The 14,138-nt window shown below is 65.5% G+C and carries 9 protein-coding genes; 4 read left to right on the top strand and 5 right to left on the bottom strand.

What is annotated here, in order from left to right:
- Positions 1 to 157: 157 nt before the first annotated feature.
- Genes O0880_RS27925 through O0880_RS27905 form a run of 5 tightly spaced genes read right to left on the bottom strand, consistent with a single transcriptional unit; the run spans position 158 to position 9,450 of the window.
- The gene (locus tag O0880_RS27925) at positions 158 to 886 is read right to left on the bottom strand and encodes a DUF2135 domain-containing protein (protein ID WP_289889694.1); all 729 of its coding nucleotides are present in this window, start codon (positions 884 to 886) and stop codon (positions 158 to 160) included.
- Between the two features lie 29 nt (positions 887 to 915).
- Positions 916 to 2,598 (bottom strand): DUF2300 domain-containing protein, encoded by a 1,683-nt coding sequence (locus O0880_RS27920; protein WP_289889693.1) that lies wholly within the window; start codon positions 2,596 to 2,598, stop codon positions 916 to 918.
- The gene (locus O0880_RS27915) at positions 2,598 to 7,151 is read right to left on the bottom strand and encodes an alpha-2-macroglobulin (protein ID WP_289889692.1); all 4,554 of its coding nucleotides are present in this window, start codon (positions 7,149 to 7,151) and stop codon (positions 2,598 to 2,600) included. The genes O0880_RS27920 and O0880_RS27915 overlap by 1 nt, the downstream gene beginning before the upstream one ends.
- Positions 7,148 to 7,822 (bottom strand): DUF1175 family protein, encoded by a 675-nt coding sequence (locus O0880_RS27910; RefSeq protein WP_289889691.1) that lies wholly within the window; start codon positions 7,820 to 7,822, stop codon positions 7,148 to 7,150. The genes O0880_RS27915 and O0880_RS27910 overlap by 4 nt, the downstream gene beginning before the upstream one ends.
- Complete coding sequence (locus tag O0880_RS27905; RefSeq protein WP_289889690.1) at positions 7,819 to 9,450, bottom strand: DUF2138 family protein; 1,632 nt, start codon at positions 9,448 to 9,450, stop codon at positions 7,819 to 7,821. Before O0880_RS27905 ends, O0880_RS27910 begins: the two co-directional genes overlap by 4 nt.
- 111 nt (positions 9,451 to 9,561) lie before the next feature.
- On the opposite strand from O0880_RS27905, the gene O0880_RS27900 reads away from it, so the two are divergent.
- Genes O0880_RS27900 through O0880_RS27885 form a run of 4 tightly spaced genes read left to right on the top strand, consistent with a single transcriptional unit; the run spans position 9,562 to position 14,134 of the window.
- Complete coding sequence (locus tag O0880_RS27900) at positions 9,562 to 11,082, top strand: radical SAM protein (RefSeq protein ID WP_289889689.1); 1,521 nt, start codon at positions 9,562 to 9,564, stop codon at positions 11,080 to 11,082.
- A gap of 57 nt (positions 11,083 to 11,139) precedes the next feature.
- Positions 11,140 to 12,273 (top strand): ABC transporter permease, encoded by a 1,134-nt coding sequence (locus O0880_RS27895; protein ID WP_289889688.1) that lies wholly within the window; start codon positions 11,140 to 11,142, stop codon positions 12,271 to 12,273.
- Positions 12,273 to 13,175 carry an ATP-binding cassette domain-containing protein gene (locus O0880_RS27890; RefSeq protein ID WP_289889687.1) on the top strand — a complete coding sequence of 301 codons (903 nt, stop codon included), beginning with the start codon at positions 12,273 to 12,275 and terminating at the stop codon, positions 13,173 to 13,175. Before O0880_RS27895 ends, O0880_RS27890 begins: the two co-directional genes overlap by 1 nt.
- Positions 13,175 to 14,134, top strand: coding sequence for an MlaD family protein (locus tag O0880_RS27885; RefSeq protein ID WP_071321645.1), 960 nt, complete (start codon positions 13,175 to 13,177; stop codon positions 14,132 to 14,134). Before O0880_RS27890 ends, O0880_RS27885 begins: the two co-directional genes overlap by 1 nt.
- The last annotated feature ends 4 nt before the right edge of the window (positions 14,135 to 14,138 follow it).

The following is a 14,138-nucleotide window of genomic DNA, read 5'->3' as shown; positions in this document are numbered from 1 at the left end:
GTTTGTCAGCTGCGAAGAAGGAAGAGTATGAAGCAATTTGCTACGTCCGTCAACTCCTTCTTTTTCTCCACTTCACTCGGCATTTGCATGCGTCGTTCAGCGAGGGGGCGAATTATAGCCAAGGCGTGACGGCTCCGCAAGAGCCATTTGCAGCCAGTTATGGCAAGACGAACGATTTCACCAGGGTCAGCTCGCCGGCGGCCCGCATCGGCACCTGGAAGCTCTGCAGCTTTTCACGCGGCGTCCCTTCATTGGTGATGATCGATATGCGGGCGACGGTCAGCATTGAGGTGTTCTCGCCGCTGCCGTAATAATTGACGTAGGCGTGATAGTTGCCCTTCAGGGGCGCCGCGCTGGAAAAGATTTCCGGACCATAACCGGTGGTCACGTCCACGTCCAGCGCGCCACCGTCTTTCAAGACGCGGTTGCCATACCAGGCGTGGCCACCGTCCGGCGTGATCACATGCAGATCGAGATCGGTGCCGGCGCTGTCCCACGACAGCACGATGCGCAGGCGCGCCTGCGTCTTGCCCTGGTAGCTGTCGACAAACTGGGTGCGCGCGCGGCTCCTGCCATCGGGCGAACGCACTTCCACGCTGTTCGAGCCGCTGCCGAATCCATACGGGCGGCCGTAGCTGCCGTCTTCGCCCACTTCCATCGGCATCGCCACGCCATTGACCACCAGGGTGGCGGGCCTGCCCTTGACGGCGCCGGCGATGCGTCCCCGTATCTGCGCCGTCTCGGCCTGACCCGGCTGCAGGTTGACCGAGGAAGCGGGGTAATTGACCGCCTGCGTATAGTCCTCGCGCGCGCCGGCCGAATTGCGCCAGCCGCCCTTCGGCGCATCAATGGTGACCTGGGCCTGCGCCCAGAGTGGCAATAGCATTAGCGGAATCGTGCAACGGAAAAGGGAACTCACAGGGCCTCCAGGTTAAGCTCGACGAGCCGGCGGGCCAGCCGCTCGACATATTCCTCATCCTGGCCGCGCGGATGCCTGCGCAGGCCAAGATGCAGGTATTCATGGGCCAGGGTGATGCGGTCTTCGCGCGTGGCCAGTGGCCGCATGAAGATGCGATTGCGCGATTGTTCCGAATACGGCGCGCCGCTCTGCAAGGCGCAGACCAGCGGCGCTTGCGGCGGCGCCTCGTAGCCAGCCTCGCCCAGCAACACACGCCGCCAGCGCGGCACGGACCGTGCCAGCCAGTCCTCGTTCTGCGCCAGGCGCCGGCAACGCGTGCCGGTATTGCCAACGGTGCTCAGCGCACCGCCGGGATAGGCCGCCGCCAGCAATTCATCATAGTGCTTGCCCTGTTTGGCCTGGCGCACCGCCTCGGTCCACGCCAGAGTATTCTCGGAAGGCAAGTCGCGGTGATAGCGCACCGACACTCCATCGACGATCAGCTGGTCGGTCCAGCGCGCAATCGCCAGCGCCGCCGGCGTCGCGGGGCTGGGGCTGACGCGCTGGGTCGCGCTGCTGTCGGCGATCTGCTGGCAGCCCGCCACCGTCACCGCGTTCTGCTGCAGATACGTGCGCGCGGCAATCGCCAGCGCCTTGGCCGCTTCCGGCTCGCCAGCATTCGCTTCGCGGTCGAGCACGCGCGCCACATATTCATTGACGCCGAAACGTCCGCGCAATTGCGGGCGGCCGCCTTTCTCCTGCAGCAGCATCAGCTCACCCGTGCTGCGCAGGGCGAGATTCTGGCCATTTTCAAACTGCACATGGTAGCGGCCATTCAGCGGGCCAGGCACCGCCACGCCGCGCTCGCCGCGCACGGCACGGATCGGATAGCGCTTGAAGTAATCGACCACCACGCAGCCGCCATCGTCGGCCACGCCGACTGGCGGCAGGCTGGCGGCAAGCCTGGGCGCCCACTGTTCGAAAACATTGCTGCTGCCACCCGCGCCGCCAAACCAGATGGGCGTGCCATCGGCCAGCCAACCGGCCGCGCCGCCGATACGTTCCTCTGTCCGGCGCTGCCCGTGCCAGGAATACGTCTTCACGCGCAACTGGCTGCCGAACCAGCGCGCCGTGCCTGCGCCGCGGCCATCCAACACCACGCGCAGCAGCGCCGCTTCGGCATCCAGGCGGCTGGCGGCCGGTATGCTGCCCAGCGCGCGCAGCAGGCTATCCAACCGTACCAGGCGCCCCGGCGCCAGCTGCGCAGGGTCGGACAGCCAGGCAAAGTCGCCTGCCGGCGCGCTGCCCAGGCGGCCGGTCCAGTACTGGCGCCACGGCGCCGCGGCGATCATCAGGCGCCTGGGCGAAAAAAACAGGCCGCAGGACTGCACCAGTGCCGCGTCGTGGCCGACGCTCTGGCCCGCATCGCAGCAATACACTTCTTCCGGATCGCGGCCGCCGCAGCGGTAGTCCGGCATCGCCACCTTGTTATCGGTCGCGTAGACATACACAAACAGCTTCCACAGGCTGGCCAGTGGCACTTGCCGCGCGCCGTCAAACGCCGGTGGCGCGGCGCCGCCCTGGCGCAGCTGCCGCACTTCGGTCTTGCCGTCCCTCCACCAGGCCACGTCCAACGAGGCCGCGAAAGCGGGCGCGGCCAGCAGCAGGGTCGCCATCAATGCGGGAAGTGCAAGGCGCATCACTCGACCTTCAGCGCGCGCATGCTCTTGCCACCGCCCTCGAACGCTTTCTGCTCCGGCTGGTACATACGGTAAAAGCGCGCCGGCGGCAGCACATAACCGCCCTTCTGCGCAAAGCGCAGCAAATGGCGCACGGTCACGTCGCCTTCCAGCGGCTCGATCGGCACCGCATAGCCGTCGCGGCGCTCGGTATGGCGCGCGCGTTCCAGCGCGACCGGCTTGTCGCCGGCCATGACCATGCCCCAGGTGGTCGATTCGACCATGGCACCCGGCGGCAGCGCCACCTCCAGCAAGCCAAAGCGGTGCTTTGCGCCCGGCGCCGCCTTGAGCGTGATTTCATCGAGGTACAGCGCGTCCGTGTTGAGCGCCTCACCCGGCTTGACCAGCTCCGTCGTGTAGCCGCCCTTACCCTGCTTCATGCGCAGGATCCGCCGTTCGATGGCGACCGGCAGCGTCTGCGTTTCGGCGGCGTGGCTGTCGTACTGCAGCACGGCCACCGTGCCCGCGGGCGCGGGAGCGGCGAGGCGCAACTTATCAGGAGTATTCCTGGCATCAAGCCAGCGCCAGAGCGGCTGGCCGCTGCGGCTGTCCAGCTTTTGCCATGCGCCGTCCAGCGCGACGGCCGGTCCCTTGCCAAACGATGCGCCGCCCAGCTTCTTTTGCACCCACAGCAAGGTCATCGCGCGGTCCAGGGTCGGCATCTCGGCGCGCACGCCGGCCAGCACCGCGTCGGCCTGCGAGGGTGGCGCTTCTCCGGCCAGCATCAGCAGGGCCTGCGCCACCGGCGCCTTGGACTCGCGCAAGACCTGCCAGGCACTGGCCACTTGCAGCTGCAGCCCATGCGGCAAGGCGATGCCATTCTGGCTGGCGACCAGCGCCACCAGGCCCAGCGCCATCGATTGCGCCTCGCGGTCAGCGGCCCCGCCCAGCAGCAGGCTGCCGCTGTCGCTCGCCTGGCGCGGCTTGCCGCCCAAGGTGGCACTGGCGCTGTCGTCCACCAGGCCGGCTGCCAGCGTCTGCGTGGGCAAGCCCATCTCGCGCGCCATCCACAACACCAGCGCGCGGTCGCCCATCGCGTCCTTCAAGCCATGCTCGCCGTAGACGGCCAGCAGCCTGTTCCAGTGCTCGGGCGGCAGCTCGATATGCAGCGCGCGCGACGCGTACCAGTCGGCGTAATAGGCGTACGCCGTCATCAATGCATTGCCGGCCGTGGCATTGCCCCACCAGCCGAAGACGGCGTTCGGACCGGCCATGGAGACCAGACGCAGGCGCTGCGCGGTCAGCAGCGTTTGCAGGCGTCCGCTCGCCGCGCCGGCGTCCGGCCCCAGGCTTTGCGTGGCCAGCGCCAGCGGAATCAAACGGCTGGCCGTCTGCTCCACGCAGCCGTAGGGATAGTCGATCAAGTCGTCGGCAATGCGCGCGAAGTGGCTGGCCGCGCCCTGCGCGAACGACACGCGGATATTGCGGGCGTCCGCCGGCAGCTTCAACGCGACATCGCCAGCGCTTTCCGCCAGCGGCAGGACCAAGGTGCGCGGGCTGCTCCAGGCGGCGGACAGCGTTTGCATGGCCGTGTCGAGCGCGTCGACCACTTTGCCATTCTGCTTCAGCTCCAGGCGCAGCGGCCCGGTAGCGCCGGCAGCGAGCGGAAATTCGACGTAATTGACGCCCGGCCTGGCCGACAGTTTTTCCGTCTTCGGCTGCACGCCACCGGAGAGGACGACGTCTAGCGCCTGCTCCTTGCCAGTCTGGTTGAACACGGCCACCGAGGCACGCGGCGCATCGCCGGCGCGCATCCAGTCCGGCGCGGTCCACTTGGCATAAAAGCTCTTGTCCGAACGCAGATAGGCGGTGCGCTGGCCGACGCGCCCCTGTTCATCCATCGCGCGGCCGGTGATCCTCCAGCGGGTCAGCGCATCTGGCATGGTGAAACTTACGCGCGCATTGCCACTGGCGTCGGTCTTCAGCGACGGCGCCCAGTAGGCGGTGTCGATATTGTCGCGGCGCGGGCGCTCCAGCACCTTGACGCCGCGCTCGTTGTAATTGTGGCGCGCGGGCGCACCGGCGCTGCGCCCCTGCGCCATGTCGTAGCTGATGAAGGACAGGCTGGCCGTGGTGCGCACGTTGTTGCGGCGCGGGTGGTAGAAGAAGTCGCCAATCTCGGGCGCGATTTCCGGCTGCAGCACATAGATCATTTCATCGACCACGCCCAGCGCCACCATGGTGCTCAGCGGCTTGCCATCGAGGGTGGCCTTGACGTCCAGCGTGACCTTCTCGCCCGGCTGGTAGACCTCCTTGTCGCTCTTGAACTGCAGCGCGATGCGCGGTTCGATCACTTGCAGGCCCGCGTTCTCGAAGACGAAATCGCCATTGCGCGTGTACGCCACCGAGAACGTCATGTTGGGGCCATGCTCCTCCTTGACGGGAATGCGCACGCGCCACTGCCGCGGCGCCACGCGCTTCGCCTGGTACCAGTCGGCGGCGCCGGCCATCAAGCCATATTGCTCCACCTTGTCGCGCTCGAGCGTGAACAGCGCCTGGTCGACCTTGTCGGAGAACGTGATCAGGGCCTCGGCGGTGTCGCCCGGACGATAGCGGGCGCGGTCCAGCACGATCTCGATACTGCCCGGCGTGGTCTGCACGCCATCGCCGGCGACCCAGTGGCTGGCGGCGGCCAGCAGGTTGCCGCGTTCGTCGCGCAGCGCCAGCCGATACGAACCCGATGCCGGGAAGGTCACGTCCCAGCCCTTGGCGTTTGGCTCGAAGGCGCCGTCGGTCTTGCTCTGTTTTTCCAGCTGCACCATCTCCCAGCGCACGGGCTTGGCCGCGCCCTGGCCATCGGCCACCAGGTCGAAATGCACGGCCTGGCCCGGATCGGAAAACTGGCGCGTGGCCTTCAGCTGATAACTGCTGCTCGAACGCTCTATCATCAGCTCGCGCGTCGCCTTGACGCGGTAGGCCGCGCCATCGGTCGCCAGCACGGTCAAGATGTAGCGTGAAGGGTCGGTGGCGGGCGGCAAGGTGAAGTCCACATTGCCGCTGCCGTCGCTCGTCACTTCCTCGGTCTTCAAGGCCACGGGGAACAGGCCGCTGTAGCGCAGCTCGCCCTCGACCATGGTGTTTTGCTGGCCGCGCAGCGACAAGGTCATCTTCGCGTTTTTCACCGGCTTGCCATCCGGGTAGCGCAGCGCGATGCTGCCCTTGACCGCCTCGCCCGTCTTGAATTCCGGTTTCGAAGGCTGGACATTGATTTCAAAGTGCGGCTTGATGTATTCGGCCACGCGGAAGGCCGCGCCATAGACACTGTCCTTGTAGTTGAAGCGCAGCTCATAGCCGCCGGCGGTGGCTTCCATCGGCAGGCGGAAGCGCGTGTCGGCGCCCGTGTCGCCGGACAGCTGCAGCGCTTGCGTCAGCAGCGGCGTGCCGTTCGGATTGAGCACGGTCAAACTTAGCGGCGCGCTGGCGGCCGCCTGCGAGTTGCGCGCCGAGGTGAATTCGCGACCCAGAAACTTGACGTTGACCTCGTCGCCGGGCCGGTACAGGGGCCGGTCGGTCACGGCATAGATCTTGGTGTTGTAGATTTCGCTGTCGTAGTAAAAATTCTCGGACACGAACACGCCGCCGGCACGGTCCTGGCCCAGCACATAGGTATGCTCGGGACTGCCGCGCTCGAGCGATGCGACGCCGTCGGCGCCCGTGGTGGCCGACTGCAGCACGCCCGTGCCGTCGGTCCACGCCACGCTGGCGCCGGCCACGGCGGCGCTATTGTCGCGCCGCGCCGTCCACACCAGCATCTGGCCGGACGATACCTTGGTGACGGCCACCGTGTCCGACACGAACACCAGCGTGGTGGCGCGGTGCTCGCCGATGATCGCCTCGATCAGGTACAGGCCCGGCTTGCGTTTACCCAGCGGTATCATCACGTTGCCGGCGCCGGCGACGATGAAGTCGCTGCTGGAACCATCGAGCTTGACGCCTTTCGGCGGTGCGATGGCCCTGGCCTGCCAGATCGGGTAGCGGAAACTGTCGACCAGCTCCATGCCCTTGATCGGCTTGTACTGCGGGTGGTTGGCGAACACGGTCGGCTTGCGGATCGCGTCGTTCGTGGCCAGCTGCGGCTGTTCTTTCGTGACCGCGCGGCGCGCCTCGCCGGAAAACAGCTTGCGCCAGGCCAGGCGCGACTGCTTCCACCAGCTATCCCACAAAAAGCTCAAGGTGCTGGCCAGGCCCTCGCCCTGGTAATTGCCCTCGACCTGGATGCGGTGCAGATTGCGCTGTTTCTTGAGGAACTCCATCGGTTCGGGCACGCGGTAGACGACGATGTCGGCGCCGGAATACGCTTCCAGGTTCATGCGCCCCATGTCGCGGCCCGGCACCTCGAGCCGCACGCGCGACTCGTCGCTGCTGCCATAACTGGCGTCCGACAGCAGGAAGAAGGGCTCGCCCTTGAAGGTCGCATAGTTGCTGGGCTCCCGCTCCTGCGCCGAGACACCGCTCATCACCAACAGCGCCAGCACGCCGGCAAACAGCAGCTTCATGAGAAAAATCGGCTTCATGACAAGAACGCCAGCCGGAATACACCGGCGAAATTCGGATTGTTGACCACAGGTTGCCACCGCGTGTCCTTCCAGCTCGTGAGTTCTTTGATATCGACGGTCCGCAGACCATTGTCGTCGGGGGTGACGGTACCGGTGTGGTAGGCGATGCGCGCGCCCATCCAGACCATCAGGTGCTGTTCGTCGCCCTGGTCGAAAAACAGCAGGTCGCCGGGCAGCGCCTGGCTGATCTCGCGGGCGATGAAACGGCTGTTGTGCTGCACCAGCGCCAGCGCCGTGACGAAGTGGCCGACCTTGCCGCCCGTCTGTATCCAGCGGTTGCGCAAGGCCGCCTGGGCCTCATTCAGTTCCAGCTCGGGCGGCAGGCGCCGGTCGCTGGCGATGCCGTTCGCGCGCAGCCACTTCGCGTCATGCACGGTCAGGGCCTCGTTGACGGCAAAGCGCACCAGGCCTGCGCAATCGCGGTGCGTCCAGCGCGGCGACGGCCCCCGTTCGATCTGCGCGTTGACGATGCGCAGCATCCAGGCCTGGAAGGCGCGGCTCTGGGCCTGCGACAGCTGCACTTGCGGCCCGGCGGCCGCGCGCAGGGCCCACGCCCGGGGCACGGCCACGGTGGCCACGCAGGCCGCCAGCCAGCGCAAGGCGGCACGGCGCGCATGCGGCACCGTCATCGCGCGGTCTCCTGCCATTCCAGCGTTTCCCATGACGTGCCGCTGCTTGGCTGCCGCTTGAGCACCATGCGCAGCGGCGGATATTTTTTCAAGGCGTTCAGGCGCGGCACCAGATGTTCGTTGGCGGCCGCGCGCAGCACCGGTTCGTTATTCGCCGGCAGGGTATCGAAGGCTTCCAGCTGGATCAGGCGGGCCAGCGACGCCGGCGCGATCAGGCCGATCGTGCGCGAAGCATCGGGCAGCAGGTCGCTGGCGGCTGGCGCCTGCTTGCGGCGCACGGCCAGCACCTGGTCCACCAGCTTGCCGTCGGCGGAAAAGACAACGGTATTGCCGGCCACGGCCAGCGCCGGCGTGGACTGGCCCAGGGCCGTGGCCACGCTGCGCTCCCAACGCACAGCGCCATCCTTGCCGGTCGTCTTGCGCACGGGATCCTTGCCGCCGATGGCCGCCTCGAACAGGCTGCCATACAGGGCGTCGTCCCCGGCCTGCGCACGGCGGGTGGCGACAAACACCGGCGTATGCAGGCGCGAACTGCCGTACCAGCAGGCGGCGGCAGGGCCTTGCAAGTGCTCGGCCAGCGGCACCACCGGCTCGGAAGTCTTGCTCCCCAGGCGCTTGAGCACCGGCTGCATCGCGGCCCAGTCCACCGGCACGCTGAAACAGGCGCTGGGACTGTGCGGCAGCAGCGGCCACAGGGCGCCGCTGTCGTAGCCGCCGTTTTTCAGCTTGTCGGCATTGAGCAGCACCTTCGACTGCCAGGCGCCCTTGCTGAAATCGAAACGCAGCGCTTCGAGGGCGCCGAAGAAAGGCTGGTAGCCGAACGACAGGAAGTCGGCCTTGACGGCGATGCTGTGCCCCTCGGGCGCGGCGCTGTCGAGATGGAACTGCGCATGAAAGACGTTCTGCCTGGCCGGCTCCGGCGCCAGCAGGCTGGCCACGGTTTTCTCGGCCGTGCCATCGCCATCCTTGCCGTCGGCACCGCCATACAGCATGCCGGGATGGGACAGGATGACCAGGCGCTGGCCGTGCGCGGCAAACAGCAAGGTGCGCTGGTAAGCGTAATTGAGCGCATACACGGGCACCTGGCCGCCATCGACGCGCAAGCTGCCGGCCACGCGCATCTGCGTGTCCTTCAAGGCGATCTTGCCCGCTTCCTCGAGCAGGCGCGTCAACTGGCTGCGCGATACGGCGATGGCGAAATGCTTGAGCGAGCCGTCGGCGTCGCGCCACAAGGCCACTTCCGCCGGCTGGTCCAGCACCATGCGCAGCAGCTGGTCGCCCCATCCCAGCTCATGTTCGTAGGCGATGCGGCGCAGGCTGCCCTTGAGCCCCAGCCGGTCTTCGCTTTGCTCGTAGTAGAACAGGAAATCCTCGCGCAGCACGTCGCGCGCCAGCGGCACCGTCAGCAGGTCGCGCGGCAAGGTCGACAGGCTTGGCGTCCGGACCAGCGCGTCGGGCCTGGATAAATCCAGCTTCAGGCTGTTGACCGGCCCCATCGCGCCCCAGCCAAACACCCGGTAGCCGACCAGCGCGGCAGCCACCAGCGCCACCCCGGCAAGCGCCCCGATCAGGACTTTTTTAGTGAGTACTTTTTTCGCCAGCACCGTGTATCCCTTTTCACCTGCCATAGCATTGCCAAGTTAGTAATTATTGACAAATGGTAACATGGCGTACCCGGCCGCGACGCACCGGTGACGCGACAGCGTAAAATAGCGGTTTCGCCGTTTCAATCGCCTCTCATGACCATCCTGCTCTCCACCCTGAACGCCCGCTACACCCACGCTTCGCTGGGATTGCGCTATTTGCTGGCCAACATGGGCCCGCTGCAGGCGCAAACGCGGCTGCAGGAATTCGTCATCGGCACCAAGACAACGGAACTGGTCGAGCGCATCCTCGTCAACAAGCCGCGCATCATCGGTTTTGGCGTATATATATGGAACGTCGAGGAAACGACGAAGCTGGTCGCCATGCTCAAGCGCGTGGCGCCCGAGGTCATCATCGTGCTGGGCGGGCCGGAAGTGTCGCATGAGGCGGGCGAGCAGGAAATCGTCAAGCTGGCCGACTACCTGATCACGGGCTGGGGCGACGTCACCTTCCCCAAGCTGTGCGGCGAGATCCTCAACGGCCCGAAACCGCTGATGAAGATCCACGCAGGCGTGCAGGCGCCGCTGGCGGAACTGCAGCTGCCCTACTCTTTGTATACGGACGACGATATCCGCCACCGCACCATCTACGTGGAAGCGTCGCGCGGCTGCCCGTTCAAATGCGAATTCTGCCTGTCGGCGCTGGACAAGACGGCCTGGCCCTTCGCGCTGGAGAACTTCCTGGCCGAGATGGAGTCCTTGCATGCCCGCGGCGCGCGCCTGTTCAAGTTCGTCGACCGCACCTTCAACCTGAACATCAAGACCAGTTTGAAGATCATGCAGTTCTTTTTGGACAAGATCGAGGCGAATCCGGACGATCCGATCTACGCCCACTTCGAACTGGTGCCCGACCACCTGCCCGATGCCCTGAAAGAAGGCATCAGCAAATTCCCGCCCGGCGCGCTGCAGTTCGAGATCGGCATCCAGAGTTTCAATCCGGACGTGCAGTCGCTGGTCAGCCGCAAGCAGGATAATCAAAAGGCGGCCGATAACATCCGCTGGCTGTGCGAGGAATCGAACGCCCACCTGCACGTGGACCTGATCGCCGGCTTGCCGGGCGAGGATGAAGCCAGTTTCGCGGCCGGCTTCAACAAGCTGGTGGCATTGAAGCCGCATGAAATCCAGTTCGGCATCTTGAAACGGCTGCGCGGCACGCCGATCATCCGCCACACGGAGAATTTCGGCATGGTGTTCGATCCGCACCCGCCCTACACCATCCTGGCGAACAAGCAGCTCGATTTCATGAGCATGCAGCGCCTCGTGCGCTTCGCCCGCTACTGGGACCTGGTGGCCAACTCGGGCCGCTTCGCCAATACCGTGCAATGGATGCTGGGCGATGCGCCATTTGAAAACTTCATGGACTTTTCGAACTGGCTGTACGCCCATACGGACGCCACCCACCGCATCGCCATGGAGCGCCTGGCCAAGCTGGTGGCGCAATGGCTGCAAACGCGGGGCATGAGCGCGGTCGAGGCCAATGCCCTCGTGGCCAGCGACTATGCGGGCGGGGCGCAGGCCACCGCGCATGCCAAGCCAGCCGAAGTGAGCACTAGCAGCGCCAAGGTGCGCCCGGACATCGCCTTGCCCCAACGGCAGGCGCGCCACCTGGCGTCCTGACGGGCCGGTGATCGAACATCGGTGGCGGTCTGCGCCATTCTCCCTTAAACTGACACGATGCCGACTGTACAATCGCCGAAACTGACCCTCTCCCAGACCAGCTCCCAACAGGGAGCCATCGTGACCGCCAGCGGCACCTGGCAGGTGCACGCCCTGGCGCATGACAATGCGATCAAGGCCATCGATGCCCAGCTTAAGCCGCTGCAGGGCGACGCCGGCACCCGCTGGGACCTGTCGCAGATCGACAGCATGGACCATATCGGCGCCCAGCTGTTCTGGAATGCCTGGGGCAGGCAGCGCCCGGCGCAGCTGACCCTGGCGCCATCCCAGGAAGAGTTTTTCAAGCGCATCGAAGAAACGGGGCCGCTGCAAACGCCGCCCTCGCGCGCCAACCGCTTGACGCCCGTGATGAAGCTGGGCATGGCGATCCTGCTGTTTTTCGAACATTTAAAAGGCTTCATCGCCCTCGTGGGCCAGGTGACGCAGGATATCGGCCGCTTCGCGCGCCATCCGCTGCGCGGGCCGTGGCGCGAAATTTCCGCCAATATCTTCCACGCGGGCTTCCAGGCGCTGGGCATCACGGCGCTGGTCGGCTTCCTGATCGGCGTGGTGCTGTCCTACCTGTCGGCGCAGCAGCTGCGCGCCTTTGGCGGCGACATCTACCTGGTCAACCTGCTGGGCATGAGCATCATCCGCGAACTGGGGCCGCTCTTGGCGGCCATCCTCGTGGCCGGGCGCTCCGGCTCCTCCATCACGGCCCAGCTGGGCGTCATGCGCGTCACGGAAGAGCTCGATGCCATGCTGGTGATGGGCATTTCGCACGGTTTCCGCCTGATCATGCCGAAAGTGCTGGCCCTGGCCATTTCCATGCCCCTGCTCGTCATCTGGACGGATACGGCCGCGCTGATCGGCGGCATGGTGGCGGCCAAGGTGGAACTGAATCTGTCGGCGCGCTATTTCATCCAAAAGCTGCCGGACGCCGTGCCGCTGGCCAACTACATGATCGGCCTGGGCAAGGGCGTCATCTTCGGCATGCTGATCGCCCTCGTTTCCTGCCACTTCGGCCTGCGCATCAAGGCCAATACGGAAAGCCTGGGACGCGGCACCACCACCGCCGTCGTCACGGCCATCACCGTGGTGATCCTGGCCGACGCCGTGTTTGCCATCGTCTTCAATGGAGTGGGCTACTGATGGCGGACGACAACGATATCGCCTGCAAGGTGAGCGGCGGCCAGGACGGCCAGTTCAACCTGCATGGCAGCGCGCCCGTGGTGGAAATCACCAATCTGTGGACCAAGTTCGGCCGCACCGTCGTGCACCAGGACTTGAACCTGGAAATCGAACGCGGCGAAATCCTGTCCATCGTGGGCGGCTCCGGCACGGGCAAGACGGTGCTGCTGCGCCAGATGCTGGGCCTCGAACACCCGGCGCGCGGCTGCGTCAAAGTCTTCGGCGAAGATATCAACAAGGCAAGTTCCGACCAGTTGCAGCAATTGCGCAACCACTGGGGCATGCTGTTCCAGCAAGGCGCGCTGTATTCGGCGCTGACCGTGTTCGACAATGTGGCCCAGCCGATGCGCGAACTGCGCGTGCTGCCCGAGGCTCTGATCCACGACGCGGTATTATTAAAGATGAATATGGTGGGCCTGGGGCCGGAACATGCGCTGAAGATGCCGTCGGACTTGTCGGGCGGCATGATCAAGCGCGTGGCCTTGGCGCGCGCCCTGGCCCTGGAGCCCAAGCTATTATTCCTCGACGAGCCCACGGCTGGCCTGGACCCGGACTTGTCGGAAAGTTTTGTAGCGCTGATCCAGTCGCTGCACCGCGAGCTGGGCTTGACGGTGGTGATGGTCACGCATGACCTCGACACCCTGTTTGCCCTGTCCACGCGCATCGCCGTGCTGGCGGAAAAGCACGTGATCGCCCTCGGCCCCACGCGCGAGGTGATCGAAGTCGATCACCCGTTCATCAAACAATTTTTCCTCGGCGACCGCGGCAGGCGCGCGCTGGCCGTCCTCGATGAAAAACAGGCGGCAGACCAGGCCGCGCAGCCAGGCGCCAGCGCCGGCACCGACAAGAAAGCGGAGAATTAATGGAAAACAGATCACATGCCCTGATGACGGGGTTTTTCACGCTCACCCTGCTGGTGGCCGCCATCCTGTTCGGCGTCTGGTTCAACCGCGACCGCGTGGAACGGGTGCCCTACCTGCTGGCCACCACCCTCTCCGTGCCGGGCCTGAACCCGCAGGCGACCGTGCGCTACCGTGGCCTGGAAGTGGGCAAGGTCGACGCCATCGACTTCGACACGCAAAAAGCGGGGCAAATCCTCGTGCACATCAGCGTGGCGCCCGATACGCCCGTCACGAATACCACGTTCGCCACCCTCGGCTACCAGGGCGTGACAGGCATCGCCTATATCCAGCTCGACGACGAGCACGTCGGTTCCAAATTATTAGGCACCAGCAAGGACAAGCCGTCGCTGATCCCCCTGCGCGCCGGCTTGCTCGACCAGCTGGAAAAGCGCGGCAAGCGCATCCTCGACCAGGCCGAGCAGATCACCAACAAGGTCAACAATCTGCTCAGCCCCGACAACCAGGCGGCCATGCTGGGCGCCTTCAATGAAGTGGGCAAGGCAGCCAAGGCTTTCGGCGCCATTCCGCAGCAGCTGGAACCGACCCTGACGCAATTGCCGCAACTGACGGAACAAACGCGGCAAACCTTGACGGCCGTCAGTACGGCCAGCAAGAATGTGTCCGACCTGACGGCAACGTGGAAAAAGCTGGGCAATGACATCCAGGCGCCCGGTGGCGTGCTCGACAAGGTCAATGGCACGGTCGACAGGGTCGGCAACTCGGTGGAAACGGTGGCCAACGGCGTGTCGCTGGAAGTCTTGCCACAAGTCATAGAACTGAGCGGCGAAGCGCGTTCCTCGATGCGCGCCCTGAAAACCACCATGAGCACGCTCAATGAACAGCCGCAGAGCATCCTGTTCGGCGCCCCAGACATCCCGCCCGGACCGGGCGAACCCGGTTTTTCGGCGCCGGGCAAATAAGGAG

It is taken from the genome of Janthinobacterium sp. SUN118 (assembly GCF_030397695.1).
Taxonomy (GTDB): domain Bacteria; phylum Pseudomonadota; class Gammaproteobacteria; order Burkholderiales; family Burkholderiaceae_D; genus Janthinobacterium.
This window is presented reverse-complemented; position numbering and strand designations above follow the sequence as displayed.

Coding starts and splice junctions, on each gene's coding strand:
- O0880_RS27925 (WP_289889694.1), bottom strand. CDS start 886: ATGCTATTGCCACTCTGGGCGCAGGCCCAGGTCACCATTGATGCGCCG.
- O0880_RS27920 (WP_289889693.1), bottom strand. CDS start 2,598: ATGCGCCTTGCACTTCCCGCATTGATGGCGACCCTGCTGCTGGCCGCG.
- O0880_RS27915 (WP_289889692.1), bottom strand. CDS start 7,151: ATGAAGCCGATTTTTCTCATGAAGCTGCTGTTTGCCGGCGTGCTGGCG.
- O0880_RS27910 (WP_289889691.1), bottom strand. CDS start 7,822: ATGACGGTGCCGCATGCGCGCCGTGCCGCCTTGCGCTGGCTGGCGGCC.
- O0880_RS27905 (WP_289889690.1), bottom strand. CDS start 9,450: ATGGCAGGTGAAAAGGGATACACGGTGCTGGCGAAAAAAGTACTCACT.
- O0880_RS27900 (WP_289889689.1), top strand. CDS start 9,562: ATGACCATCCTGCTCTCCACCCTGAACGCCCGCTACACCCACGCTTCG.
- O0880_RS27895 (WP_289889688.1), top strand. CDS start 11,140: ATGCCGACTGTACAATCGCCGAAACTGACCCTCTCCCAGACCAGCTCC.
- O0880_RS27890 (WP_289889687.1), top strand. CDS start 12,273: ATGGCGGACGACAACGATATCGCCTGCAAGGTGAGCGGCGGCCAGGAC.
- O0880_RS27885 (WP_071321645.1), top strand. CDS start 13,175: ATGGAAAACAGATCACATGCCCTGATGACGGGGTTTTTCACGCTCACC.